At 62.5% G+C, this 26502-nt stretch carries 26 protein-coding genes; 13 read left to right on the top strand and 13 right to left on the bottom strand.

The window, feature by feature from the left end:
- Positions 1 to 385 precede the first annotated feature (385 nt).
- From ATN37_RS06765 to ATN37_RS06735, 7 genes are all read right to left on the bottom strand, one after another.
- On the bottom strand, positions 386 to 2008 hold the full coding sequence (locus ATN37_RS06765) for an amidohydrolase (RefSeq protein ID WP_161120407.1): 1623 nt from the start codon (positions 2006 to 2008) through the stop codon (positions 386 to 388).
- Between the two features lie 9 nt (positions 2009 to 2017).
- Entirely contained in the window at positions 2018 to 4195 is a 2178-nt protein-coding gene (locus ATN37_RS06760) for an AAA family ATPase (protein WP_003941536.1), read from the bottom strand.
- Between the two features lie 21 nt (positions 4196 to 4216).
- Positions 4217 to 5047: a phosphatidylcholine/phosphatidylserine synthase gene (locus tag ATN37_RS06755; RefSeq protein ID WP_029254795.1), complete on the bottom strand. Its 831-nt coding sequence runs from the start codon at positions 5045 to 5047 to the stop codon at positions 4217 to 4219.
- Positions 5048 to 5106: 59 nt separating this feature from the next.
- Positions 5107 to 5820, bottom strand: coding sequence for a phosphatidylserine decarboxylase (locus ATN37_RS06750; RefSeq protein ID WP_003941540.1), 714 nt, complete (start codon positions 5818 to 5820; stop codon positions 5107 to 5109).
- Positions 5821 to 5892: 72 nt separating this feature from the next.
- Positions 5893 to 6912, bottom strand: a complete 1020-nt coding sequence (locus tag ATN37_RS06745; RefSeq protein WP_042450437.1) for a MerR family DNA-binding transcriptional regulator — start codon at positions 6910 to 6912, stop codon at positions 5893 to 5895.
- Complete coding sequence (locus tag ATN37_RS06740) at positions 6902 to 7354, bottom strand: hypothetical protein (protein ID WP_218694937.1); 453 nt, start codon at positions 7352 to 7354, stop codon at positions 6902 to 6904. The genes ATN37_RS06745 and ATN37_RS06740 overlap by 11 nt, the downstream gene beginning before the upstream one ends.
- A 34-nt stretch (positions 7355 to 7388) precedes the next feature.
- Positions 7389 to 7859, bottom strand: a complete 471-nt coding sequence (locus ATN37_RS06735; protein WP_003941500.1) for an SRPBCC family protein — start codon at positions 7857 to 7859, stop codon at positions 7389 to 7391.
- A 189-nt stretch (positions 7860 to 8048) separates the two neighbouring features.
- Here ATN37_RS06735 and ATN37_RS06730 point away from each other — a divergent pair, with 189 nt between their 5' ends.
- On the top strand, positions 8049 to 9440 hold the full coding sequence (locus ATN37_RS06730) for an amino acid permease (protein WP_021333985.1): 1392 nt from the start codon (positions 8049 to 8051) through the stop codon (positions 9438 to 9440).
- Here the strand turns inward: ATN37_RS06730 and ATN37_RS06725 are convergent.
- Both ATN37_RS06725 and ATN37_RS06720 read right to left on the bottom strand, forming a co-directional pair.
- Positions 9412 to 10665, bottom strand: coding sequence for an FAD-binding oxidoreductase (locus ATN37_RS06725; RefSeq protein ID WP_042926583.1), 1254 nt, complete (start codon positions 10663 to 10665; stop codon positions 9412 to 9414). The genes ATN37_RS06730 and ATN37_RS06725 overlap by 29 nt on opposite strands.
- 156 nt (positions 10666 to 10821) lie before the next feature.
- Positions 10822 to 11967, bottom strand: coding sequence for a CdaR family transcriptional regulator (locus ATN37_RS06720; RefSeq protein ID WP_003941492.1), 1146 nt, complete (start codon positions 11965 to 11967; stop codon positions 10822 to 10824).
- An 82-nt stretch (positions 11968 to 12049) separates the two neighbouring features.
- Here ATN37_RS06720 and ATN37_RS06715 point away from each other — a divergent pair, with 82 nt between their 5' ends.
- The 3 genes from ATN37_RS06715 (at position 12050) to groL (ending at position 15373) form a co-directional block, all read left to right on the top strand.
- Complete coding sequence (locus tag ATN37_RS06715; protein ID WP_020906711.1) at positions 12050 to 12835, top strand: HAD-IIA family hydrolase; 786 nt, start codon at positions 12050 to 12052, stop codon at positions 12833 to 12835.
- Between the two features lie 81 nt (positions 12836 to 12916).
- A complete protein-coding gene (locus ATN37_RS06710) occupies positions 12917 to 13474 on the top strand; it encodes a DUF6764 family protein (RefSeq protein ID WP_019744475.1) in 558 nt (185 codons plus the stop codon).
- Positions 13475 to 13747: 273 nt separating this feature from the next.
- The gene (gene groL / locus ATN37_RS06705) at positions 13748 to 15373 is read left to right on the top strand and encodes a chaperonin GroEL (RefSeq protein ID WP_003941476.1); all 1626 of its coding nucleotides are present in this window, start codon (positions 13748 to 13750) and stop codon (positions 15371 to 15373) included.
- A 154-nt stretch (positions 15374 to 15527) separates the two neighbouring features.
- Here groL and ATN37_RS06700 read toward each other — a convergent pair whose 3' ends face one another.
- Complete coding sequence (locus tag ATN37_RS06700; RefSeq protein ID WP_054781533.1) at positions 15528 to 16364, bottom strand: DUF559 domain-containing protein; 837 nt, start codon at positions 16362 to 16364, stop codon at positions 15528 to 15530.
- 565 nt (positions 16365 to 16929) lie between these two features.
- Here ATN37_RS06700 and ATN37_RS06695 point away from each other — a divergent pair.
- From ATN37_RS06695 to ATN37_RS06670, 7 genes are all read left to right on the top strand, one after another.
- Complete coding sequence (locus ATN37_RS06695) at positions 16930 to 17073, top strand: hypothetical protein (protein WP_153212751.1); 144 nt, start codon at positions 16930 to 16932, stop codon at positions 17071 to 17073.
- 49 nt (positions 17074 to 17122) lie between these two features.
- Complete coding sequence (locus ATN37_RS32425; protein WP_003941467.1) at positions 17123 to 17254, top strand: hypothetical protein; 132 nt, start codon at positions 17123 to 17125, stop codon at positions 17252 to 17254.
- A gap of 55 nt (positions 17255 to 17309) precedes the next feature.
- Complete coding sequence (locus ATN37_RS06690; RefSeq protein ID WP_031331808.1) at positions 17310 to 17504, top strand: hypothetical protein; 195 nt, start codon at positions 17310 to 17312, stop codon at positions 17502 to 17504.
- 467 nt (positions 17505 to 17971) lie between these two features.
- Positions 17972 to 19432 carry a wax ester/triacylglycerol synthase domain-containing protein gene (locus ATN37_RS06685; protein WP_058038503.1) on the top strand — a complete coding sequence of 487 codons (1461 nt, stop codon included), beginning with the start codon at positions 17972 to 17974 and terminating at the stop codon, positions 19430 to 19432.
- 136 nt (positions 19433 to 19568) lie between these two features.
- Entirely contained in the window at positions 19569 to 21014 is a 1446-nt protein-coding gene (locus tag ATN37_RS06680) for a wax ester/triacylglycerol synthase domain-containing protein (RefSeq protein WP_054781531.1), read from the top strand.
- A 212-nt stretch (positions 21015 to 21226) separates the two neighbouring features.
- Positions 21227 to 21412: a hypothetical protein gene (locus ATN37_RS06675; protein ID WP_223304379.1), complete on the top strand. Its 186-nt coding sequence runs from the start codon at positions 21227 to 21229 to the stop codon at positions 21410 to 21412.
- 63 nt (positions 21413 to 21475) lie between these two features.
- Positions 21476 to 21619, top strand: coding sequence for a hypothetical protein (locus ATN37_RS06670; RefSeq protein WP_003941503.1), 144 nt, complete (start codon positions 21476 to 21478; stop codon positions 21617 to 21619).
- 93 nt (positions 21620 to 21712) lie between these two features.
- Here the strand turns inward: ATN37_RS06670 and ATN37_RS06665 are convergent, their stop codons facing one another.
- Positions 21713 to 21916, bottom strand: coding sequence for a PspC domain-containing protein (locus ATN37_RS06665; RefSeq protein WP_003941534.1), 204 nt, complete (start codon positions 21914 to 21916; stop codon positions 21713 to 21715).
- A 145-nt stretch (positions 21917 to 22061) separates the two neighbouring features.
- Between ATN37_RS06665 and ppk2 the strand changes: the two genes are divergently transcribed.
- The gene (gene ppk2 / locus ATN37_RS06660; protein WP_037129644.1) at positions 22062 to 22976 is read left to right on the top strand and encodes a polyphosphate kinase 2; all 915 of its coding nucleotides are present in this window, start codon (positions 22062 to 22064) and stop codon (positions 22974 to 22976) included.
- Between the two features lie 51 nt (positions 22977 to 23027).
- Positions 23028 to 23861, top strand: a complete 834-nt coding sequence (locus ATN37_RS06655; RefSeq protein WP_020906717.1) for an alpha/beta fold hydrolase — start codon at positions 23028 to 23030, stop codon at positions 23859 to 23861.
- Between the two features lie 4 nt (positions 23862 to 23865).
- Here the strand turns inward: ATN37_RS06655 and ATN37_RS06650 are convergent, their stop codons facing one another.
- Positions 23866 to 25917 (bottom strand): prolyl oligopeptidase family protein, encoded by a 2052-nt coding sequence (locus ATN37_RS06650; RefSeq protein WP_218694936.1) that lies wholly within the window; start codon positions 25915 to 25917, stop codon positions 23866 to 23868.
- Positions 25918 to 26001: 84 nt separating this feature from the next.
- A partial coding sequence (locus tag ATN37_RS06645; protein ID WP_256933182.1) for an alpha/beta hydrolase-fold protein occupies positions 26002 to 26502 on the bottom strand: 501 nt, incomplete at its 5' end.

Here is a 26502-nt window from a genome sequence, read left to right as displayed (position 1 = left end):
TTCCTATGCAATAATTTTCGACAATTCCGATTTTTGGGACTTTTCGGATCTTCATTCGATTTGCGGCAGGCAATCTCGACTGCCTCATTGCATGGACTCTGCTGACGCCGAGCACTCGGCATACATTCCGGCTTCATGTTGACGTGGACGAGGGCACTTGGACGCGTGGCCGCGCATGGGCTCTGTCGATTGCATTGGTTGCCTTGCCGTACTACCGCGACACGAACGAGCAGATCACGGCCTGGGCGAAACATGCGATCGCTCAGGTCGTTGACGACATCCGCACTGAACCTGAGACCACCTGCGCCGTCTCCGGTTTCGCAACAATCCTTGGAACTCGAGCAGAGAAGGTTATCGGCCTTTGTCCACGGCGTTCGGCGACCGATCAGCCGATCGCGCTCAGGTCCCCGTACACCGTCCGGCCCTCCAGGACGGTGGCGAGCACCGTGATGTCGGCCAGCTCGGCCGGCTCGACGTCGAGGGGATTTGCCGACAGCACAACCAAATCCGCGTAGGCACCGGGAAAGATGGACCCGATGTGATCTTCGCTGAACAGCTGCCACGCGGCGTTGACCGTGTGGGCGCGCACTGCGGCATCCACGGGGATCCGTTCCTGGGGTGCCACGACGCGGCCGCTGGGCGAAAGTCTGGTGACGGCGTCCTGCATATTCCGTAGCGGATTGGCGGGGGTGACGGGACCGTCGTTGTGGAAGGTGAACCGTTGCCCGGCGGCGAGTGCAGATCCTGCTGCGGCCCAGACGGATCCGTATTCGGGGCCGAACAGGTCATCCACCAGAACGTCACCCCAGTAGTGCAAGTGGTCGATGAAGATGCTGACCGTGACGCCCAGTTCCGCTGCGCGGGCGAACTGATCCGGACGCATCGCGCCGACATGTTCGAGGCGCAACCGGTGATCGGGCCGGGGGTGCTCCTTCAGAAGCTGCTCCCACGCGTCGAGAACCATGGTGATCGCGTCGTCGCCGTGGGCGTGGCACGCCATCTGCCACCCCTTGGCGAAGTAAGCGGAACTGATGTCGTGGATCTGTTCGCCGGTGTAGTTGGCATGCCCGTGCGTGCAGGCGATCCCGAGCGCACGGGTGGCTTCGGTATCGAGATACGGGAAACTGGTGGCGATGTTGCCGACCCACGGCGAACCGTCGGACCAGACCTTGATGCCGATCTGGCGCACCAGGTCGTTTCCGTCGCCCGGCGACGCCTCGGTAGTGCGTGCGTCGTTGGACATTTCGTAGAGCCGCAGGCGGGTGGTGAGCAGTCCGGCGTCGGCTATTGCGGCCAGGGCGGGCCGCATCTTGGGGTCGAACGACAATTCGGCGATGGTGGTGATTCCGGCGGCGTTCAGTCGGGCGCATTCGGCCGCCACCAGTGCGGGGAAGTCGTCACCGATAGTGACTGCGTGGCCCGCGACTGCGAACACCGCAGGCATTTCGTACGCGGCTCCGTCGAGTGCGCCCGTCGCGTCGTGGCCGTACGATCCGCCGATCGGATCGGGGGTATCGCGGGTGATGCCGGCCTGCACTGCTGCCGCCGTGTTGAAATACGCGACGTGTCCCGAGTTGTGCATGATCACGAGGGGGTACTCCGGCGCTACGGAGTCCAGCCAGTCGATGGTCGGGTCGGGTAGGCCCTTCTGCAGCAACGGGTCCCAACCGTTCAGAGAAGCGCCGGCAGCACCTCGCGAACGAACAGTGTCGACGACGGCAGCAACTACGGCGTCCGCCTCGGCGATCGTGACAGGCCGGATGTCGACGACGTCAGGCCCGAGCACGATGGCTTCTTCCAAAGGGTGACCGTGTGGCTCGATGAACCCCGGCAGAACAGTGGCACCTCCGACGTCGACGACGCGGGTATCCGGCCCCACCAGTTCCTCGACGTCCGTGCGCGCGCCGACGGCTGTGATCCGGCCGCCCGTCACGGCGAGCGCCTGGGCGCGTGGTGCTTCCTCGTGCATGGTCACGATGTCGCCGTACAGAACCAGATCAGCAGCCATGGTCAGTCCTTATCGGTTGTCCGCGTACGCCTGTAGGTGTGCCACCTGCTCGGGATCGAGTGAGGGACGTACCTTCTCACGGGCGGTTGCCACGTCCGCGGCCGTCACGTCGGCCGCGTCCATGCTCCGACGCATGGCGGCGAGTGCAGCCTCACGCAGGAGAGCCGAGCAGTCTGCTGCCGAGTATCCCTCGAGATCGACGGCCAGAATGTCCAAATCGACATCTTCGGCGAGCGGTACCGACTTGCCGGAAGCACGCAGAATCGCTTTGCGGGCCTCCGCATCCGGCGGCGGTACGAATACGAGACGTTCGAGTCTGCCGGGGCGCAGAAGAGCCGGGTCGATCAGATCCGGTCGGTTGGTGGCGCCCAACACCACGACGTCGCGTAGCGGTTCGACGCCGTCGAGTTCGGTCAGCAACGCGGCTACGACGCGATCCGACACCCCGGAGTCGGAACTTTGACCACGACGCGGGGCAAGGGCGTCGATTTCGTCGAGGAAGATCAACGACGGCGCCGAATCGCGTGCGCGCTGGAACAACTCTCTTACGGCCTTTTCGGAGGCGCCGACCCACTTGTCCATCAGCTCTGCGCCTTTCACGGCATGAACGCTGAGGTGCCCCGAGCTGGCAAGGGCACGAACGAGATACGTCTTGCCGCAGCCAGGAGGGCCGTAGAGGAGCACGCCGCGGGGTGGGTCGACACCGAGGCGCGCGAAGGAGTCGGGGTGCTGTAGCGGCCACAACACCGCCTCGGTGAGCGCCTGTTTGGTTTCGACCATGTCGCCGACGTCGTCGAGGGTGACGCTGCCGATCGACAGTTCTTCGGTACTCGAACGAGACAGTGGCCGAATCACTTCGAGGGCACCGACAAGATCTTCCTGCGTGATCTCCGGAGAATCACCGGATTTGGAGGCCCGCGTCGCCGCTCGCAAGGCAGCTTCACGGCAGAGCGCCGCGAGGTCGGCGACCACGAATCCCGGTGCGCGCGAGGCGATGGCGTCGAGTTCGAGGGTTCCGGTGGGCACGCGGCGGAGCAGGAGTTCGAGCAATGCCTTGCGGGTTGCGCCGTCGGGCAGGGTAAGTGCGAGTTCTCGATCGCAGAGATCCTGTCCGCGAAGGCGCGCGTCGACGGTCTCCGGATGGGCGGAGGTCGCGACGAATGCCACGCCCGGGGTTGCGACGGCGCTGCGCAGTTGTTCGAGGATCAGTGCGGACACCGGTTCGGCGGTGGCCGGAAGCAGAGCGTCGATGTCACTGATCAGCAGTACACCACCGCCGCGCACGGCAGCAACGGCGTCGACGATTCGCTGCAGGCGGGTATTCGCCTCGGTGGCACCGACTCCCGGACCGTCGAGTTCGACCAGTTTGCGCGAGGACAGGACCGAGCGGGCCAACGTGGCTTTGCCCACGCCGGCGGGGCCCGTGATGAGGACGCCGAGGTGCGGGGAGGCGCCGAGCGTACGGAGCAGTTCTGGTTCGTCGAGTGCCAGGCCGAGCCACTCGGTCAGCTTGGCTGCCTGCGCTTGCGCGCCGACGAGGTGATCCAGCGGAACCGACGGTGCAGGCTCGATCGCGACGGCGGCCGGACTGGATACAAGCGCACTCGGTGTCAGTGTGCCCGCCGAGCCGGAACCCCAGTTGACTGCCGAATTCGGCTGGACGCTGACCGGACCACCGGCAGGTTCGACGGCCGTGACGGTGAGCAGTTCGGATGTCCACGCGACGCCGAAGGTACGGGAAAGCGCTTGGGTGGCTTCGGAAGTGCTCGTACCCGGACCGAGATCGCGGGGGAGGAGCGAGACCGTGTCGCCGACGCTGACGACCTTGCCCAGAAGGGCTTGTCGCAGAACCGTCGAGCTGATCGAATTTGTCGCCATGGACGAGCCGGTGACGGAGACGGATCGCGCTCCGTACACCGTCACCGGACCGACCACGACGGAAGAGTTCTCGGTCAGGCCGACGTTCGACATGGTGACGTCGTCGAGAAGGATCGTGCCTGCCGGGGTTCCGGTGGGCGCACGGCCCGCGACGGTCGCGGTGCCGCGGGCTCCCATGAGTGCGATGGCATCCCATTCGCGGATGCCCAACGCCGCCAACGCTTCGGGGTGCAAGCGCACGACCCCGCGGCGTAGGTCGGCGGCAGAGGTGTTGAGTCGAACGGTGAGGGCGAGTTCCGGCGAAGTCACCTCTCGAGAGTACGTCGTGGACTAGCGGGGTCGCCGCAATCCGAGACGAGCGGCCGAGCGGCGGCCACCGACGTTGGGTTGGCGTCGGATCGCGCGGCGTTCGGAAGGCTTGATGTCCCAGGTTTCGGGACGTGCTGCCACCCACCGCTTCGAGTGCACGGCAAACGGGATGTGCACCAGGTAGATCGCGATGAGAACGATCAGCAGGATGTACGGGTAGGTGATGAGTGCGGCTGCAGCCAACGTCACCAGGACGAGCAGGCCGGCCGCCATGTGCGGCGGCACGGATACCGACTTCATCGCCAGCGTCGGGATGCGGCTGACGATCAGTGCAGCCGAGAAGAGCGTCCACACGATGACGACGAAGTGCGAAGACCACCAGCCGTCACCCCACTGAGCCGTCGCGGCCAGGGGAGTGAGGGCGATGAGTGCGCCGGCCGGAGCCGGAACGCCGACGAAGTACTCACGTGCGTACGCGGGGACGTCGTCGTCGTCGAGCAGAGTGTTGAAACGTGCGAGTCGCAACACGATGCTGACCGCGTAGATCAACGCGATGATCCAGCCGATGCTGGTGCCGTCCAGCAAGGTCACGTACAGGACCAGGGCCGGGGCGACGCCGAAGGAGATGGAGTCGGCCAGTGAGTCGAGTTCGGCGCCGATCTTGCTGGTGGCGTCGAGCAGTCGCGCGATGCGGCCGTCGAGTGAATCGAGGACGGCAGCTGCGCCGATCATCGCGAGCGAGGTACCGGGTTGTCCGTCGAGAGCGAATTTGACGGCGGACAGCCCGGCGCACAGCGCCAGGATGGTGATGACGGACGGCAGCAACCGCACCGCCTGGGTGCGTTTGGGCATCTTCGCGCCGGGTTGGGCTGCTCCCGGCTTCTTCACGGCTGACTTCATCTTCGGCGTCTTCACGGCAGTTGCGCGATAACTGTTTCAGCACCGATCGTGCGTTGTCCCGGCTCGACCAGGAGTGTGGTTCCGGCGGGGAAATAGGTGTCGACGCGTGAGCCGAAACGGATCAGTCCGTACGTGTCGCCGATCGGCAGGACGTCACCGACACCGGCGTAGCAGACGATGCGGCGTGCAAGCAGTCCCGCGATCTGGACAACCGCAACGTCGTGACCATCGGCGGTTTCGATCAGCATGCTGTTGCGCTCGTTGACCTCGCTGGCGTCGGCGAGATCTGCGGAGAGGAACTTGCCTGCCTGGTGAACGACCTCTTTGACCGTTCCACCGACAGGGCTGCGCTGGACATGCACGTCGAGAACCGACAGGAAGATGCTGACGCGCGGGCGCGGCTCGCTTCCGAGATTGAGCTCGGCGGGCGGAACGGCGTTGTCGACCAACGCCACCTCGCCGTCGGCGGGTGCGACGACGACGCCGATGCGGTTGGGCGGCACCCGGTGCGGGTGACGGAAGAACGTGGCGCATGCGGCGGCGGTGGTCAGACCGGCTCGGCGCACCCACTTACGGTTGCGGCCCAGAGCTGCAACTCCCAGCGGGGCCAGCACGAACGGCAGGCCGGCGGGATGAAGTGGCGGAATCGCATGGCGAACCAGATCGACGATATGTCCGATCCCGGTGGGTTGCGGGGTTCCGGGGGGTGTGGGTCGGCGTGCCACAGGCTCCTCTAACTACTCGGTAGGTCTTCTGCTGGTCGCACTGACAGTACGGGGTGGTAGAGCATCCATAGATTACGTGAACGCCTTCTCTCCTACAGGCTGTAGTGGCATCAAGTACGAGTAGTACCCGACACAGTCGCCGGTGCGTATCGCCAGCGGGAGCGTCGCACCGCTTACTCGGATCACCAGTTGCCGCCCCGGTTGGGCTGCGGCGGCGTCGCGCAGTCGCTGCCGGTCGACCAGTACTCGGAACTTCTCACGGGGATCCGTTCCGCCCGGATCCACCCGGGCACCACCGTCTTCGCCGACGCTGACGACGGCACTGTCCTCGGTGCCGTTGAGCAGGGCGGCAAGGTGGTCGCCGCTCAGTTCGACGGCGTTGTGGTGCTCGCGCAGGATTCGGTGATCGGGGAACTCTCCGTCCTCGATCAGGGGGCTGGACACCTCACCTCCCGGATACGACGCAGTCACCGTGCGCGCGGAGAAAGTCAGCGTCACGACGCCGGCGACGTCGCGCAACAATCGCGCGAAGGTGACGGGAACGACGGCGGACACCGTCAGAGCGGAGTGAACTGTCACCTCGGCGACCGCGAGCCGGAACTGATCAGTGGTGACAAACGCAGCGACGCCGTCGTGAATGTCGAGGTGGACGCCGCGAAGTATCGGGAACTCCGATTCCTCGTTCACGGCGAACAGCACGGCGTCGAGTGCGCGTCGTAGATCCCACGAGTCGATGTCCACGCCGCCGGAGATAGGTAGCGCGTCGATCAGGCGGTGGATTCGTCCCAGTTCGGCCCGGGCGTCGGCGAGACCGTCCTCGAGGTTGCGCAGATGGGCGTCGAGGCACGAATGGGGTTCCGGTCCGGTCAGGACGGCCATCATGTCGCGGATCGGAACACCGACGCGCCGCATACCGGCGATCACGCGTGCGTCGCGGAGTTGGTCGTCGGTGTACCAGCGGTAACCGGTGTGCGGATCGACGGAATGCGGGACGAGCACGCCTTCCTTGTCGTAGAACCGCAGCGCGCTGATCGGGAGTGCCGACGCCCTGGACATCTCGCCGATCGTCAAGAGGGCGGAACTAGTGGTCACGGATCAATTCTGCCCGCAGTCGCTCGATAGCGCCCCTGATCATCCGGCCGTAACCGTCGTCGGCGAGTGTGCCGACCGACGCCTCGGCCTTCGTCAGATGCTCGACGGCCTCGGCGTCGCGTACGAGTTTGCGGTAGTCGGCAGCCAGGTTGAGGTGCAGCGATGGATAGAAACCGGCGACCTGCAGCGATGCGTGGTGTTCCTGGGCTCGCGCGTCGGTCAACGAATCTGCAGCGTCGAGGGCGCGCAGGTCCCAGCAGAGCTCTTGAGCCGGATCGTCTTGAACGTCGGCCATGTAGTGCGCGAGGGAGACGATGTGGAGCGCATCGGGGGCGGCGCTGATCTCTTCCCACACCTTCTCGAACGCAGAGCGAGCCCCGGCTCGATCGCCGGAGCTCGCCAATTCTTGTGCCTGCGCTATCTGTGTCATCACGGGATCCATGGAACGGATCCTGATGCCTCGACCAGGTCGAGGGTCAAGCAGAGGTGCGTGCAGCCGCCTCGGCCTCGCTCTTCACACGCTTCAAGGTGGCATTCATGCCTTCAACGAGCTCGACCTCGAAGTCGGCGTTTCCGCCCAGGACGGTCTTGACGAGGAACTGCGAGACCTTCGACGTTCCGGTGGGAGCCTCGCGACGCTCGGTCACTTTGGTGCCGGTAGCGGTCGGCTCGAGTTCGTAGGACCAGATCGTGCGGTTCTCCGCGATGCGGAACGCCACCGACTTGTTGGGCTCGAAGCGAACGACCTTCGACGACGTCGGCCAGACCAGCAGGCCCTTGCGGTTGACGTTGATCGTCTTGGCGCCCTCACGCACGGTCCCGCCGATTACCTTCATCACCTTGCACTGGGGGCTCCATTCGCCCATGCGCTGCAGGTCGGCGACGATTGCCCACACGTCCTGCGGTGATGCGTCGATGTCGATGCTTGCTTCGAGGGTGTTGGACACAGTCTCTCCAGTCGAGTTGATGCTACGTAAAGTTACAAACACTTTTGTCGATCGTAAGCGATCCGTCAATGGACCATGTGTGTCAGGTCACTGTACGGCCGTCCAACAGGGTCGTGCGGGAACACGCGCGGTGGTAGCGGACAATGGTTCGCGCACGTATGACGATCCATCCGACTGGAGTACCGAGAAGTGAACAGCGACGCCGCGACGCAGGATGGCCTCAAGCGAGGGCTGACAGCGCGCCATATCCGCTTCATCGCCCTCGGATCAGCCATCGGAACCGGACTGTTCTACGGCAGCGCCGAGGCCATCAAACGAGCCGGCCCGTCGGTGCTCCTGGCCTACCTGATCGGCGGTATCGCGGTCTACCTGGTGTTGCGAGCGCTCGGCGAGATGGCGGTCCGTAACCCGGTTTCCGGTTCGTTCAGCGAGTACGCGAACAAGCACCTCGGACCACTCGCCGGTTTCATGACCGGGTGGACGTACACGTTCGAGATGGTGATCGTGTGCCTCGCCGACGTCACCGCCTTCGGCCTGTACATGCAGTTCTGGTTCCCGGACGTACCGAGATGGATCTGGGTTCTGGCTGTCGTCTTCTTCATCGGCGCGATAAACCTGTTGAGCGTCAAGGTGTTCGGCGAACTGGAATTCTGGTTCACGCTCGTGAAGATCACCGCCATCATCGCGATGATCGCCGGCGGCATCGCGATCATCGTGTTCGGATTCGGCGTTCACGACACCGATGCCGGAATCAGCCACCTCTGGTCGGACGGCGGGTTCTTCGCGACGGGCTTCGGCGGATTCGTCGCGTGTTTCGCGATCGTCATGTTCGCGTTCGGTGGCACCGAGATCATCGGTATCACCGCGGGCGAAGCCGAGGATCCGGCGCAGACCATCAGGAAAGCCGTCAACACGGTCCCGGTGCGCATCATTCTCTTCTACATCTGCACCCTCGCCGTCATCATGGCGATCATTCCGTGGCAGACCATCAACTCCGACAACAGCCCGTTCGTCCAGATCTTCGAGAACCTCGGATTGGGAACGGCCGCATCGATCCTCAACATCGTCGTCATCACCGCAGCCCTGTCAGCCATCAACAGCGACGTTTTCGGTGCGGGTCGCATGATGTTCGGAATGTCGCATGCCGGCCAGGCCCCGCAGGTGATGAAGAGAGTCTCCGCCAACGGTGTTCCGTGGATGACCGTTGTCATCATGACCGTTGCCCTGTTGGTGGGAGTAGTGCTCAACTACCTGATCCCGGACCAGGTGTTCCTCGTCATCGCCTCGCTGGCGACCTTCGCCACCATTTTCGTCTGGATCATGATCCTGCTCTCGCAGTTCCGTTCCCGCGCTCAGATGAGTGCAGACGAAACAGCGGCACTGAAGTTTCCAGTGCCGCTGTGGCCGTACGGTCAGATCTTCGCGATCGTGTTCCTGGCTTTTGTCATCGTGTTGCTCGGCGTCATCGCCGATACCCGAGTTGCGCTGCTCGTCGGCGCCGGATGGCTGGTTCTGCTGACGGGCGCGTACTACAAGTGGGTGAAACCGGCTGTCAGCGCAGCGGATCGAAGTGACTCATGACGGTCGGCGTCTGAGCACCGGTCATCGAGTCGGCCACCATCTTTCCCGTCAACGGACCCAGAGCGATTCCCCACATCCCGTGGCCACCGGCGACGTGCACGCGCGGCGAGCGCGTGGCTCCGATCAACGGCAAGCCGTCGGTAGTGCACGGTCGTGATCCCACCCATTCCTCTTCCCGCGCAGTCCAGTCGATGCCGCTGAGCATCGGCTTGGCCGCATCGATGATCGCCTGCACGCGGCGCGGATCCAGCGGCGCGTCAGGGCTGCGGAATTCCATCATTCCGGCCACTCGGAAGCGATCGTGCAACGGAGTGCATGCGACGCGCTGGGTGGGGAAATACACAGGGTTCTTGGGGAGGTGCTCGGGCTTGACGCTGAAGCTGTATCCGCGTCCGGCCTGCACCAGTTTGCGCACACCGAACGGTGCTGCGAGCTTGTTCAAGCGGGCACCGCTCGAGATGACTACGGAGTCACCGTCGCGTGAATCACCGTGTGCACTGCGAACAGTGACTCCGCCGACCCGATCGTCGATCTGCGTGACGTCGAAACCGCTGACGATTTCTCCACCGCGTTCACGAACCGCGTCCGCCAACGAGTTCACGAACAACGGGGGATCGATGAAACGCTGATTGCGCAGGCGCAAACCGGCTTTCACACCCTGGCCGAGTGAAGGCTCGAGCGAATGAATCGCGTCGTAGTCGAGGAGGTCGAAGTCGACCTCGCCGCCCGCGGCCTCGACGTGATGGAACTCGTCCACCAAAGTCTGTCGGTCCTTCTCGGATGCAAACGCGGCGAGGAAAGGATCGGCCAGGCGGGTCAGCTCTTTGACGCCACCGTCGGCGAGTTCGTCATACGCGCCCAAGGCTGTTCGGTTGACCTCGGTGTAGACCGACATCGCTTCCTGCCACTTCGACGGCGTGCAGTGGCGCGCGAACCCGACCAGGAACCGAATCAGCTTCAGATCGGTGGTCAGTGGCACGTACACCGGGGACGACGGGCTGAGCATCGCGCGCAAGCCGTATTGGAGCACTGCGGGTTCGGGCAGCGGAAGCGTCAATGCGGGGGCAAGCCAACCGGCGTTGCCCCAGCTCGCGTCGGCTGCGACCCCGTCGCGATCGACGACGGTGACCTCGACTCCACGTTCCTGCAAGAACCAGGCCGTCGACAATCCGACAACGCCCGCACCGACCACGACCACACGATCGGGGCTCTGACGAGTTCCCATGACGCACTCCTTCTACAGACTCTGCTCGAACCGAGACGCCGGTCACATCCGGCTCTTCTCTCAAGCATGAATCGCGGGGGCGGCAAAAGGACTGGCCGTTCGGCCATCGTCGGAGCTACCTCGTTGTGGATTCGCACAACGCACCGCCGCGCCTGCTCAGCGAGCGAGTTTGAACTGCAGCATCAGAATCAAGCGGGTGTCGGCGTCGGTCAGGTCGACGCCGCACATCTCCTTGCCTCGACGCAGGCGGTTGCGGAGCGTGTTGGGGTGAACATGCAGTGCGGCAGAAGAATTCGCCACGTCACCGCCGTGCTCGAGAAAGGCCTTTGCCGTCGCGACCAGATCGCTGCCGTGCTGAGAGTCGTGACGTTCGAGGCTTCCGAGTGGTGTGGAGTCGCCGAGTCCGTCGATGATGTCGGCGACGTGCAGGGCGAGAACGGAGGCCAACGTGTCCCTCATTCCCGCGACGGTTCCGCCGGACCGGCCATGACGAAGCGCTCCGAGAACATGGTCGGTGTCCGAGCGCGAAAGATGTGATTCGCTTGCAGACTTCACTGTCCGACCGACGGCCACTGCCAGGAATTCGCGGCCACGGGCGCGGGTGAGGAAGTCGGCGGACAATCGGCGAGCGTTGGTCTCGTCGGTCGCGATGACAAGGTAGATGGTCTCGGACAGTTGAGCGGCAACGGCGTCGACGGCCAGAGTGTCGAGGTACAAGCTCAAGGACGCGACCAACCCCGCCGGCAGTGGTCCCGCAACGGTTCCGACGGCGACGACGGTGAGCGGGCCTGCCAACCGCAAGTCGTCTGCGGCGCGGAATGCGGGTTCGCCACCGCCGATCAGAGCTTGGACGCGCTGGGATTGGCGACGGCGTGTGCTGTCGACCCGGTCACGCTCCGAGGCGATTCTCTCGGCCACGACAGATACCGCGGATCGAAGTATCGATTCCTGTGTGGGCGTCGGTGTTCCGGCGAGTGCGACCCAGATCGAGCCGACGGGGTGATCGTTCTCGCGAACTGCGATGACCAGGCGCGGCGTGATCGCAGGGTCTTCGAGATCAACGTAGATTGGGTCGCTCTCTCGGTGGAGACGATCGAATACTCCTGCGTCGGAGAGTAATTGGCGGAATCGGCTGGGTACCTGCCGGCCGAGGATCGTGCCGATGCGGGCTTCGTCCACGGCCTGCTCGCCGCCGGAGTACGCGAGGACAGTCGAGTTCTCGTCCTCGATCGTGACGGGAGCGCCGAGCAATTCGGCCAGAGAACCGGCAACGGAGAATAGGTCGTCGTCGCGCAGGTCCATGGGTGGGAGCCTACTGAGCGATCGACGGATTTCGGGTTCCGACGCCTCGGCAGGACCTCGATGGCGAATATAGGCTGGTGCAATGGCCGACATCGAAGGTGTTCTGTTCGATATCGACGGAGTCCTGCTCACGTCCTGGCAGCCGATCGAGGGAGCAGGGGAAGCCGTACGCGAAGTTCGGCGGCGGGGATTGGCCTGTGGGTTTCTGACCAACACCACTTCGCGCAGTTCGTCGCTCATCGCGCAGGGGTTGTGCGACGCCGGTATCGAGGTCGAGGCGAGCCAGATAGTTACTGCCGCCAGGCTCACAGGGGAGTACGTGCGGGCGACGTATCCGGACGCGCGGGCGTGGGTCCTCAATCACGGTGACGTGTCTGCCGATCTCGAGGGAATCGAATTCGACGACGCCGATCCGGAGGTCGTGATTCTCGGCGGTGCCGGCCCGGAGTTCACTCACGAGGCGCTGAGCCGAGTGCTCGAACTTCTGCTCGCCGGTGTGCCCGTCGTCGCGATGCACCGCGGGATGATGTGGGAGACCGTAGACGGCCTTCGGATCGACACCGGAACGTACTTGCCGGGCTTCGAGGAAGTGGCAGGTGTAAATATCGCCGCAGTGGGTAAACCGTCTCTCACGGGGTTCCTGACAGCCACGGAGCTGATGCATGTCGAACCTGAGGCGACGGTGATGGTCGGCGACGATCTGATCGGGGACGTCCTCTCCTCACAACGAGTCGGCTTGACCGGAGTTCTGGTGCGCACAGGCAAGTTTCGGCAAACAGTGCTCGATCTGTCGGTTCAGAAGCCTGATCATGTCATCGATTCGGTCGCGGATCTTCCGGCCCTTCTCGGGGTCGTCCTCGAGGCTTGACCAGGCGGGGGTGACGGACTTCACTCGAGCGGGTACTCTCGCGCCCGAATCCAATGAACTTGTTCCACGAAGGAGTTTTCTATGCCCTTGATCTCGTCAGTCTGGTTCCGTCGCTCATCCTCTCGAGTCAGCGGAATTTCCAGTAGTCGGTTGGGGGGCCGCCTGGCGAGAACAGGGGCTGTGATGACTGTAGGTATGGGGCTCGCCGCCGGGCTGGCGCTGACCGGTGCGGGAGCTGCTTCGGCAGCCCCCGTCACGTGTGTCTCGCCGCCGTCGGCCAATGACATCCAGGTCTCCGAGACCGCGAGCTGCGGCGCGCAGTCCGTCGGAGCCGGCCGTTCGCAGGCCGGTGCTGCCGAGAGCGGTACCGCTGTGAGCGTCGCCGCCGACAACGGCTACTCCAATTCATATGCAAACGGCTTCGGAACCGCGCTGGGGGCTTCTCGCGGTAACGGTCAGGCGCAGGCATTTGCGCTCGGCGGCGGTATCGCGCGGGCCGGGGCGGCTGACGGAAATGTCACCTTCGCCATCGCTGGTTACGGAGCGGGCGCTACGGCCGATGCCAATGGCGTCGACTGCGTCGGAGTGCTCTCGTTTGCGGTCAATTTGAGTAACGGACAGTTCTGCATCGCGGGCTGAGGCTCAACCTTGCACTCGGCACGCTCGAGTGCTAAAAATGCAGTTGGCACTCGCGAACCGTGAGTGCCAGGTCGAGGCAGTGAGACCGGGAACCATAGACACCCCCGGTCGTCCGTCGCGGGCACTGACTAGACCACAGGCGTAGATGGGTGACCAGGCAAATCGGTCGCCCGTGTAATGAGGTGACTGGTCAAACGGTCGCCTTGTGCCGATGAGGTGACCCGACGAGCGGTCACCTTGTGTGTCACCCCCTATCCGGAGGATCACTTCGCAATGGCAAAGATCATCGCGTTCGACGAAGAGGCACGTCGTGGCCTCGAGCGAGGCCTCAACGCCCTCGCCGACGCTGTCAAGGTGACGTTGGGCCCCAAGGGTCGCAACGTCGTTCTCGAAAAGAAGTGGGGCGCCCCCACGATCACCAACGATGGTGTTTCCATCGCCAAGGAGATCGAACTCGACGACCCGTACGAGAAGATCGGCGCCGAGCTCGTCAAGGAGGTCGCCAAGAAGACTGACGACGTCGCTGGCGACGGCACCACCACCGCTACCGTTCTCGCACAGGCTCTGGTCCGTGAAGGCCTGCGCAACGTCGCAGCCGGCGCGAACCCGCTCGGCCTCAAGCGCGGCATCGAGAAGGCTGTCGAGGCTGTCACAGCTCGCCTGCTCGAGACCGCCAAGGAGATCGACACCAAGGAGCAGATCGCTGCTACCGCCGGTATTTCCGCCGGCGACCCGTCCATCGGTGAGCTCATCGCCGAGGCTATGGACAAGGTCGGCAAGGAAGGCGTCATCACGGTCGAGGAGTCCAACACCTTCGGCCTGCAGCTCGAGCTCACCGAGGGCATGCGCTTCGACAAGGGCTACATCTCGGCGTACTTCGCCACCGATGCAGAGCGTCAGGAAGCCGTCCTCGAAGACGCGTACATCCTGCTCGTCAGCTCCAAGATCTCCACGGTCAAGGACCTGCTGCCCCTGCTGGAGAAGGTCATCCAGTCCGGCAAGCCGCTCCTGATCATCGCCGAGGACGTCGAGGGCGAAGCTCTCTCCACCCTCGTGGTCAACAAGATCCGTGGCACCTTCAAGTCTGTTGCCGTCAAGGCTCCCGGCTTCGGTGACCGTCGTAAGGCTCAGCTCGCCGACATCGCCATCCTCACCGGTGGCGAGGTCATCAGCGAAGAGGTCGGACTCTCCTTGGAGACCGCAGGCCTCGAGCTCCTCGGCCAGGCACGCAAGGTCGTCATCACCAAGGACGAGACCACCATCGTCGAGGGTGCCGGCGACGCCGACGCAATCGCCGGTCGTGTCAGCCAGATCCGCGCCGAGATCGAGAACAGCGACTCGGATTACGACCGTGAGAAGCTGCAGGAACGTCTGGCCAAGCTGGCCGGCGGCGTTGCAGTCATCAAGGCCGGCGCTGCTACCGAGGTCGAGCTCAAGGAGCGCAAGCACCGCATCGAAGATGCAGTGCGTAACGCAAAGGCAGCCGTCGAAGAGGGCATCGTCGCCGGTGGTGGCGTTGCACTTCTCCAGGCAGCTCCCGCACTGGACGACCTCAAGCTCGAAGGTGACGAGGCAACCGGCGCGAACATCGTTCGCGTTGCACTGTCCGCTCCGCTCAAGCAGATCGCATTCAACGCAGGCCTCGAGCCCGGCGTTGTTGCGGACAAGGTCTCCAACCTGCCCGCAGGTCACGGCCTCAACGCTGCGACCAACGAGTACGGCGACCTGCTCGCTGCAGGCATCAACGACCCGGTCAAGGTCACCCGCTCGGCACTGCAGAACGCAGCGTCCATCGCGGCTCTGTTCCTGACGACCGAAGCCGTTGTCGCTGACAAGCCCGAGAAGGCCGGAGCGCCTGCAGGCGATCCGACCGGCGGCATGGGCGGCATGGACTTCTGAGTCCATCTCCACCTAGCTCCTAGAGCCCGGCCCACCGTTTGGTGGGCCGGGCTTTTGCTTGTGCGGAGGTATTTGCGGGCATTTTTGTCCACTACTGCGACGCGATCGCGGTTTCCCGTTGCGCGCTCGATGCTGTGTGCGTTTACGCCCGCGCTTACGCCCGGTTGTGTCGGCGTCTTCGGACCACTGTGATGATTTCGTCCGCCACAGCGTCGAGATGGGCCATCGCGGTGGCGGCGGAGTAACGCAACACCATCCATCCGTCGAGAACGAGTGCGTTCTGACGCCGTCGATCGTTGTTGAAAGTTGCGGGGTCGGTATGGAATTCGCGCCCGTCGATCTCCACGATCACCCGGGCTCGCGTGTCGACCAGATCGCCGAAGTAGGGTCCGACCCGAGCGTTGATCTCCAGGTGAACGTTGCGCGCAGTCAGTGCACGGGCGACTGCTCGCTCCGGTTCCGAACGAGTGAGCGGGCAACAGGTGCGGAGTTGTTCGCGTACGGCGGGGATCCCGTGCCTGCCGCGGCTCGCATCACACAGTTGGGCTATCGACTTCCACGGCACTCGGGTCGATACCGCCGCGTCGAAGAAGGCCTCGAGTGCGGGCCGTGGCAACGTGGTCGCGACGTCGATGAAGCACTGCTCGATCGGCACGATCGGTAAACCCATCCACTCATCCGACGAGACTCCTGTTCGTCGGTGAAGCCGTACCCACTGCGGACTGGCTGCTCGGACGCTGGGAGCCACGGTGGCCTCGACGAAGAGTGGTTCCTCCGGCAGGAGATCCCACAGCCAGGCTGCGCTGGTATGGCTGAGGACGGCCTCAGGCTTCCACAGTGTGACCGCGACGCAACGCTCGAAGTATCCAGGTTCTTCGGTGGAGTACACCGACGGCAGGATTCGATGGAGTCGCCCTGACCGCGTGGATCGGGAGATCGAACTGCGCGAAGTGCCCTGCTCGAGCAACTGGTTTCTTGTGACAACTTCCACGTATGCACTGTGGCGGCAAGAGCCTGACGACGCGGATTCAGAAGCCACTTTGTGGATGGCCGCGTGTGTGTGGACAACCTCATGGCGTAACAGGTGTATCGAGAAGGTGGGGAACGAGAAGCTTCATCTATCCGAATGTTGAAGGATGTTTGATATTTTCCGTCCCGATTGTTCGCCTCCGCTAACCTGTGAAGTGCGGATACGTCTAGTTCTTTTGGTGGATAATTCTGTCCTGAATACCCTCAAGTACTAAGCCTTTCGGACGACGTAAATTCCGGTTGCTATTCCATTTTGCTCGATTTTCAGGCGTCTTGGACGCTAGACCTGCGAATATGGAACAGGTTTCAGATCCATCTGAAATTCTTGGGCAAAAAGCACCCAAACCGGATCCTATTGCACTACCTTGATGTCAGTCACAGCCGCGGAAAGTGGGCACCAGCCCCGGAGGATCTCGGCTTCATCGTTCGACTGGGATTCTTTAATTGCTGCTCGGACCGGTTCTTTGTGGGCTGCATCAAGCATTCCAATGTAAATGTTCCGTGAGTATTCGCGGCCAATCGAAAGCGTGGGATTCAATATGATCGTCATGTTCCTGCAGACAACGGCGGCATTGTTCACCGACCTGCTGGGTAACGTCTGGTCCGGTTCGCTCATGCCGGGAATCGACGGGGTCACCGGATCGTTGGTTTCGGCAATCGACCTCAGTTGACGGCACCTGCAAGTTCTTCTTCCAATGTTTTTGATGACAGGAGCGAATGATGGATCTGGGATCGATTGCGGACGTTCTCGAGGGCGAGGCCGGGGGGTTGATCAAAAACATTCTCGGGATGGCTTTGTTTACCCCGTTTATCGCCTCGGTTGACTTCGGCTGGTTCCCGAACGTCGACTGAGAAGTGAATTGCTTTAGCCAGTGAACGAAATCAATCTCAAGGAGTGTGAAATACGGTGGACACAGCTAGTTTGATAGGTGCGCTCGCAAGCGTTGACGTCGGATCCCTCGTGGATCCACTGTTCTACTTGGTCAAGGTCGTTGACGGAATCTTCGTGTCGATCACCGGAAGCCTCAACATGGGCGGTGCGCTCGGTGAGGCTGCGGCGGGCAGCGTCCAATCGGTCCTCGGCTCCGTAGCCGGCCTGTAAAAGGAGAAGGAGAAAAGATGTTCGATCTCTTCCTGGACTACCTGTCCAAGATCGTCGATTTCGGATCGGTCGATCTCGTGGGCACGTTTGTGAAGTATTTGAACGCGCTGTCGTCTTCCCCCACGCCATAGAAAGAACGGAATCGGTCATGCTGCAAACTTATTTAACCGGAATGATCACGTGGGTATCGAACATGCTTGGTCTCACTTCCACTGGAAGCAAGATCATCAAGGATCCTCCACAAAAGCCGTGATCACTCCAGCGACTGCATCATATTGTTCGGTTGTCGAGGACAGCATCGTAGCGGAGCAGTCAGGCGAACCTGCACAACCTGCACTTGCTTGAAACTTTGGTCCCCGTAGCCCTCTGGCTTCGGGGACCATCGGTTTTGCAATCACTGGCCTCATAGTCACAAGCTTTGCACTCAGGCGAATGTGCGGGCAACCAGCCGCGATACAAGGAGTTCAATGGGCGCGTCCAACACGTCAGGCGCAAGGATGGCGCAGCTGAACCCACGCGATGCCGAATTCATCTATCACGAGGGCGCTGGTCACCTGAACCATCTGATCGCTGTGTACTTCTTCGAGACATCGTTGCACCCAAGCGCGGAATTCACGGCAGAACAGGCAGTGGACTGGGTTACCGCACGCCTCGGATGTGATCGCATGTTCACTCAACGAGTCCAACGGACTCCGTTGGGACTGGACCATCCCTACTGGGTGACAGACCCTGACTTCGACGTCCGAAAGCACGTGTACGTCAACAAGATCAACGACACAGGATGGGCAGCGCTGCAAAAGCCGTTGAGCGCGTTGTTGACCACGAAGATGGACCTGCGCCGTCCGCCGTGGGAACTGCACTTCTTCGTAGGTTTGGAGGGACTTGAAGAATTGCCGGGCCGACTGACGGCGGTGGTGCTCAAGTCTCACCACAGTGCAGCTGACGGTATCGCCATCAGGACGTTGGGCGAGGCTATCTTTTCGGGCAAGGTGCAGCAGGCTGGGTCCGAACCGTCTGTGCCGTTTGTGCGAGCGAGGATATTCACCAAGTCGCTACTGGGGTTTCCCGGCCGAATATATCGCTTCGCAAGGCAGGTACCAGGCAACCGACGCGCTCAGAGAGATGCTGACGCTGCGAAGAAGGCAGGAGAATGGGTGGAGAGCCTCAACGAGAGGCCTGCAATTCGATTCAACGGCAAGGTGAGTGGAGCTGCCTCACTCGAACCGATGACAATGTCCGGGGAGCAGGTCCGTGAGATCAAGGATTCGGTGCCCGGTGCCACTGTCAACGACGTTCTACTCGCCGTTGTCGGAGGCGCTCTGACGCGCTACCTCACGGAAAAGGATGAAAGGCCAAGCGATTCCTTGATCGCGATGGTTCCTCGCTCGGTGCGTAAGGTCGAAGCGTGGGAGTCGGCGAATCAGTTGGTGGCTCTGCTGGTGGATATGCACACCCAGGTCGAGTCCCCATTGGAGAGGTTGGCGCTCATTTCGAGTTCGGCACGGTCGGAGAAGGCGCGCACGTCCCATCCCGCGGTCAGGCGTGCCGGGGCCGCAGTCGAGACCACGCCCGCGCCTTTGATGAGATTGATGGCGTATGCGCGCAAGCAGAACGATCACAGCCTCGATCGACCGCGTTACCAGCACACGATGGTGAGTAACATTCCACTCTCGGTCGAAGGGTTGACGCTTGCCGGCGCCCCGGGCGCGGCTGTGCTTGCAGTGCAAGCGCCCATCGACGGGGATGGGCTACGGCATTTCATGGTCGCCGCAGCAGGTGGGGGACTGACCCTCAACGTCATCGCGGATACCGCGACCATGCCCGATCTCCACCATTACATCGAACTACTGCGAGCAAGTTTCGATGACTTGGCAGCGGCAGCCGCGATGCAGACTGCGGATTCACCTAACCAAGAGGTTGCCTCCTGATCGATCGGAATCGCAGGCACCTTCTCCGATTGCTGGATTTGGTGACACCCAACGATTCCGAGCAGAACCCAGAGGATCTGCATGTCAGCTCGCTACAATTCGGACATTCGTTCAGCGTCGGAATTGAGGGGAATGCATGATCTTTCGGAACTCGTTGCCAGCCGCGGTATCTCAGATGGGACCGCGAGACGCGGAGTTCGTCTACAACGAGTCCGGCGGACATCTGAGCCACATGGTCTGCGCCTACTTCTTCGACACGACGGGCCATCCGCTCGCAGAGATGACGCACGACGACGCGGTTCGGTGGATCACCGAAAGATTCGGGTACTGGCCACTGTTCACGAGTCGACTCCAGCGAGTTCCGCTGGATCTGGACTATCCCTATTGGGTCCCGGCCGATTTCGACGTCGATGATCACGTGCACGTCCATCGTGCCCCTGTTGCCGGGTGGGCCCCGGTTCGTGAATTGCTCGGGCGCTCGCTCGGGGAGCCGATGGACCTGTCCCGGCCGCCCTGGGAGTTGCACGTCATGACCGGCGTGCACGGGATCGACGAGCTGCCGGGCAATCTGACGCTGATCATGCTCAAGACCCACCACGGGGCTGGTGACGGTCTGGCGATCCGCGATCTGACCAACCTTCTGTTCTCCGGTCCGCCGAAGCCGGAGACGAAGCGTGCCGGTTCGGGGCTTTCGTCGCTGGATTTGATCGGGCGCACGGTCGTCGGTTTGCCCGGCCAGGCGATCCGTTTCGGCCGGGGTCTGTCCGTGACAAAGGTTGCGGCCGAGACGGTTCGGGAGGCGGAAGAGGCCGGAGAGCTGCCTACGTACTCGGCCGACCGCCTACCGACCCGATTCAACGGCGTGCTGGGCGGAGACATCACGATCGATTTCCTGACGCTGGACGGCGCAGACATCAAAGCGATCCGAGCGGCCGTTCCGGACGTGACGGTCAACGACATCTTCCTGACCGTGGTCGCCGGTGCTCTCGACGCATACCTGTCGGAAAAGGGCGAGAAGTCGGCCAGTGGGTTGGCGGCGATGGTTCCCCGATCGATGCGGCAGATAGCCGAATGGGAATCGGCCAACCAACTGGCGCTGTTGACGGTCGATCTGCACACGGACGTCGAAGATCCGGTCGAGAGGCTGACACTGATCAGGGATTCGGCGCTGATGGCAAAGGGGCGGAGTTCGCACCCAGCCGTCCGTCGTTACGGCACACGCATCGAAACCTCGCCTGCGGCTCTGCTCAGACTCACCGGTCTCTCGCGTCGGCTCAACAAGCTGGACCCTTCGCACAAGGTCATTCAGAACACGACGATCAGCAATGTCCCGGTATCGGTCGACGGCAATGTTTTCGAAGGTGCGCCGGCGGTGGCAGTTCTCGGCGGGCAGGCGCCGGTCGACGGAGATATTCTGCGCCACTTCCTCATTGCCGCGCGTGGAGGTTCTCTGACGCTCAATGTCATCGTCTCGCAAGAGACGATGCCGGATATCGAGCACTACGTCGAATTGTTGCGGGTGGGGTTCACGACGCTTTTGCAGGCAGTTTCTGACCAAAATCGTGAGGTAGTCGAACGATAAAGTGCAACTTGCGTCGGAACTTGTGGTGAATCGACGATTTGTGTTCGGGAAATTTCTGTCGAATTCATCCTAATTAAGGTAATTGTCCGTAGTGGTGTCGAGTCGTTATCTCGCGGATTAATGTGACTGTCGACACGTCGAGTGTCTACCGCCGGACTGGTTCGATAATCGTCACCGACGGTAAAAAGAATCACCTACGCGAGGAGCTGAACATGGGTTCGTTGATGGATATTCTCGGTGGTCCGAATGGGGACGGTGCACCGATGCAGGCTTTGCTGACAATGCTGCTGGGATTGGACAATGTCGGTGCAAACCTCTTCGGTTCACTGGCTGACACCGCCGGTGGAATCTTCGGATCTCTCGACACCCTCAGCTTTACGCCGCCTGTCGTTCCCTGAGTTTTCTGATCGGCGTCATTTGCTCGTCCCAAGTGAACCACTGAACATCTAAAGGAGAACGTCATGCTTGAAGGATCTGTCATGGACGCTGCCGGCTCAGTCGGTGCGATCATCGGTCAGGGGTTGGGCAGCGTCAGTGGCCTGGCCGTCAAGGGTCTCGAGGCCCTCGCTGCGCTCAGCGGTGGAGAGTTGAAGGCCGCCAAGTAGATTGTTGATTTCGGGGCCTGCTCGTGTTGGCGCGTAGGCCCCGAAATACCTTTTGTCGGCGCGTAATTCTCGCCATGTCAGGTGCCGGAATCCTCAACCTAACGGCATGAGCATCCAGGCGGCGAGATATACCAAAGCCGCGGTTCCGCCCGTGCAAATAGCGGCGATAACGGCGAGTAGACGGACAAGATTGACGTCGGCGCCGAAGTAATCTGCAATTCCGCCGCACACTCCGGCGAACATTTTCTTGTCGTTGGAACGGGTGAAGGGGCGAGGTGTGTTGCTTTCGAATGTCATGCTTCAATTCTGAAGCGAGATCGCATCAGGCACCATCGGGGACGACCCCCATCTGCACCCTGATCTTTTGAGCCCGTCGTGTCATACCCCGGTAGTTCATCCCAGCTTCACCGAACGGTTGCTGCGGGAGACTAACTTGTCGGCGGTGACCGATTTAGCAGAACGCCGACCGTTCCTCAGCGCCTTCGCGGATCTTTCGACCGCCGTCGATCTGGCCGACACCGCCGCCTTCACCGTCGACGACAATGACGACGACGATCCGGTGCTGCTGACGTCGCCGGACGGTTTCGAGGTCGACACTTGGCGGGAGGGCTACCCGTACGAGGCACGGATGCCTCGGGACGAGTACGAAATGTCCAAGCGTCTGCTGCAGATCGAACTCCTCAAGCTGCAGAACTGGTCGAAGGAAACCGGCGCACGGCACGCCATCGTGTTCGAAGGACGCGACGCTGCCGGCAAGGGCGGAACGATCAAACGATTCATGGAGCACCTCAATCCTCGCGGCGCTCGCGTCGTGGCGCTGGAGAAGCCGTCGGCCCGCGAGTCGACGCAGTGGTACTTCCAGCGCTACGTGCAGCACCTTCCGGCTGCCGGGGAACTGGTGATGTTCGATCGGTCTTGGTACAACCGGGCCGGGGTCGAGCGGGTCATGGGCTTCTGCACCGACGAGGAGCACGAGCGTTTTCTGCGCCAGGTGCCGTTGTTCGAGCAGATGCTCGTCGACGACGGCATCAGCTTGATCAAGTTCTGGTTCTCGGTTTCCCCGCTGGAGCAGCGCACGCGGTTCGCGATCAGACAGGTCGATCCCGTGCGGCAGTGGAAGCTTTCGCCGATGGACATCGCTTCTCTGGACAAGTGGGATGCGTACACGGCGGCGAAGGAAGAGATGATCCGGTTCACCGATACCGACACCGCTCCGTGGACCGTCATCAAGAGCAATGACAAGAAACGCGCACGGATAAACGCGATGCGTCACGTGCTCAGTCAGTTCGATTACGACAACAAGGATTACGAGATCGTGGGTACTCCGGATCCGCTGATCGTGGGAAGCCTCGAATAGTCGGCGCGTGGGCTCTGCCCATCCGCGGCGTGGGTGGTTAGTGTGAGTTGAATGGAGACCGTACCGATCCAACTCCCCGACGGCACCGTGACCCCGATCCGTCTGTTTCCCGGACCGAACGACGACGCACCCGTGGTGGTGATGTTGCCCGGGCTCGGAGTTCCCGCCGGGTTCTACGATCCGGTGGCGCAGGCCCTGGTCGAAGCCGGCTTCAATGCGGCCATCGGTGAACTGCGTGGCCAAGGTGACAGCAAACCGCGCCCGAGCGCGTCGAGTGTTTTCGGATATCAGGAACTGGTCTCGATCGATTGTCCGGCGACGTTCGAGGTGGTGCGTGAGCGGTTTCCGGCCAGCACACCATTTCTGATGGGGCACAGCATGGGCGGCCAGATCGGGGTCATGTACGCGTCGAGGATTCGGGGCCGGCTCGGCGGACTGATCCTGGTTGCCTCCGGATCGCCGTATCACCGCGGATTCCCCGGAATCCGTGCGCCCGGACTCTATCTGGGTTCGTCCGCGATGTCGGTGACAGCCAACATCGCCGGCTTCTGGCCGGGAGACCGGGTCAACGTCGGCGGCTTCGGTCGACAGTCGAAAGTTCTGATCACCGATTGGGCCCGGTTCGCCAGGACCGGTCGCATGGAACCCGTCGGTGCGGATATCGACTACGAGGAGCGGATCGCCCGCCTGACCTTGCCGGTTCTGTCGATCACGATCGAAGGGGACGATCTCGCTCCACGCCGGTCGGCAAAGAACCTGGTGGACAAGCTCTCCGGGGCCCAAGTGACGATGACGCACATCGACGAACCACTCGGTCACAACGGTTGGATACGCAATCCCACCGCTGTGAGCGAGCGCGTCGTCGCGTGGTTGCGCGACCGCTGAAAGATCAGCCGAGTTTCTGCCAGAGGAACTCGTAGGTCAGCGCAGTCTTGAAGGCCAGCTGAGCATTGTCCGCGGCGCCGCCGTGGCCACCCTCGATGTTCTCGAAATACAGCACCGGCTTGCCCAGCTCTTCCAGCCGTGCGGCCATCTTGCGGGCATGCGCGGGGTGGACGCGGTCGTCGCGGGTGGACGTCGCGATCAGGATCGGTGGGTACGACGCGGCGGCGTCGATGTTCTGATACGGCGAGTACTCCGAGATGAATGCCCACTCCTCCGGGACATCGGGGTCACCGTATTCGGCCATCCACGAAGCGCCGGCCAGCAGGAGATGGAATCGGCGCATGTCCAGCAGCGGGACCTGACAGACGATGGCGCCGAAGAGCTCGGGGTACTTGGTCAGCATGATGCCCATCAGCAGGCCGCCGTTGCTACCGCCCTGAGCTGCCAGAAGATCCGGGGTCGTGATTCCGCGATCGACGAGGTCTCTCGCGACGGCAGCGAAGTCTTCGTGCACCTTGTGGCGCCCGGCCTTGAGAACCTGTGTGTGCCAACCGGGTCCGTACTCGCCGCCACCACGAATGTTCGCAACCACATAGGTTCCGCCCTGCGTCAGCCAGGCACGGCCCAGAGAACCGCTGTACGACGGTGTCAGCGAGATCTCGAATCCGCCGTACCCGTAGAGCAGGGTAGGGCCGGGCTCGCTACGCGGACTGCGCACCACGAAGTACGGAACTTGGGTGCCGTCGGCAGAGGTGGCGAAGAACTGCTCCGTGGTGATGCCCTCGGCGTCGAAGAACGCGGGAGCCTGCTTGAGGGCAGTGGGTTCGGTTTCGCCGATCACGCCGTGCAAAAGAGTTGCAGGGGAGGTGTATCCACTCGAATTGACGAAGTACTCGTTGCTGACATCAGGGTCGGTGTCGAGAATTTCGATACTGGTCAGTTCTGGAAGCCCTTCGAAAGGTCGATCCTCCCAGCCGTTTTCGCCCGGCGTCAGGATTCGCAGCGTCGTGCGCACGTCGGTCAGGACCACCAGAATCAGATGATCGCGTGTCCAGGTGTAGTGCTCGAGCGAGGAATGTGCGTCGGGTTCGAAGATCGATGTCAGTGCTCGTGAGCCGGCAAGGAAATCGTCGTAACGGATGGCAAGCAGTGCGCCGGTCGGATATTCGGTGTCCTCGACGGCCCACACGGACTTGGTGCGGATCAACAACCACTCGTGGTGAATCGAGATCCCGGCGTCCTCGGGGACGTCCACGAGCACCAGTTCACCGTCGGGGCGAACTTCGAAATGCTGAGAGTTGTAGAAATCGACCGAGCGAGTGACGAAGTCCCGTTCGAACCCGGGCGTCGGATCGTGCGAAGCCGAGATGGCCACGTCCGTGGCCTGGCCCTCGTAGACGGTCTCGGCGCTGGAGAGGGGAGTGCCGCGCTTCCACCGCTGGGCCAGACGGGGATATCCGGAATCGGTGAGCGACCCCGGTCCGATATCCGTTCCGACGTAGACGGTATCGGTGTCGATCCAGTCGATGTCGGTCTTGGCCTCGGGAAGGTAGAAGCCGGGATTCTCGCCCTCGGGAGCGAGGAACTCGCGCTTGTCGATGTCGAACTCGCGAACGACCGCCGCGTCTGCCCCGCCGCGGGAGAGGCTGATCAATGCACGGTTGCGGTGTGGCCGTAGAAGTTGCGTGCCCTTCCAGACCCAGTTCTCGCCCTCGGCCTCGGCCAGGGCGTCGAGGTCGACCAGGACGTCCCATTCCGGGTCGTCGGTGACGTACTGATCGAACGTCGTGCGTCGCCACAATCCGCGAACGTGGGTGCTGTCGCGCCAGAAGTTGTAGAGGAACTCACCTCGACGGCGGACGTAGGGGATTCGCGCGTCGGTATCGAGGATCTCGCGCACGTCGCTCTGTAGTCGATCGAAGCGCTCGTTGTCGGTGAGCTGCTCCTCGGTCACGGCATTGTGCTGACGGACCCAATCGAGTGCAGACTCACCGGTCACGTCTTCGAGCCAGAGGTAGGGGTCGTCGCCGGTGGTGGGCTGCTGATCGGAAGTCATACGTCCATTCTTACTGCTCGCTCCCGACAGCACTCGACCCCGCTCCCGAAACACTGGAGCGGGGTCGAGTGAGAACGAATCGGGTCAGACGCCCAGGGAGTGAGCGAGCATCGGCCAGGAGTTGTGGAGATCGTCCTGCCAGTAGCCCCACGAGTGGGTGCCGGTCGGCTTGAAGTCGAAGGTGGCCGGGATCTTCAGATCGCTCAGGCGGTAGGCGAGGTTGTGGGTGCAGTAGTTGACCGCTGCCTCGATGACGCCGCCGACGATCGCCTGGTTGGCGAGCGCACCGACCTGACCGTTGATCGCGGGATTGGCGAGAGTGTCGTGTGGGCCGGGGAGTCCCGAGCCGGTGGAGACGTAGAGCTCGGTGCCGCGGAGCTTCTCGGCGTTGAGGACCGGATCGTTGTCCTTCCATCCCTGACCGTCGAGCGGGCCCCACATGTTGGTGATGTCAGCTCCACCGCGGGTACCTGTGACAAGTTCGATCGCACTCTGACCGACGGGGGTGCTGGTCTCAGCGCATCCGCTGTACGCCCCGACGCCCTTGTAGAGGCCGGGAGCCGCGATGGCGAGGTTGAGGACCGA

The sequence above is a fragment of the Rhodococcus sp. MH15 genome (assembly GCF_019266045.1).
GTDB classification, from domain to species: domain Bacteria; phylum Actinomycetota; class Actinomycetes; order Mycobacteriales; family Mycobacteriaceae; genus Rhodococcus_F; species Rhodococcus_F qingshengii.
This window is presented reverse-complemented; position numbering and strand designations above follow the sequence as displayed.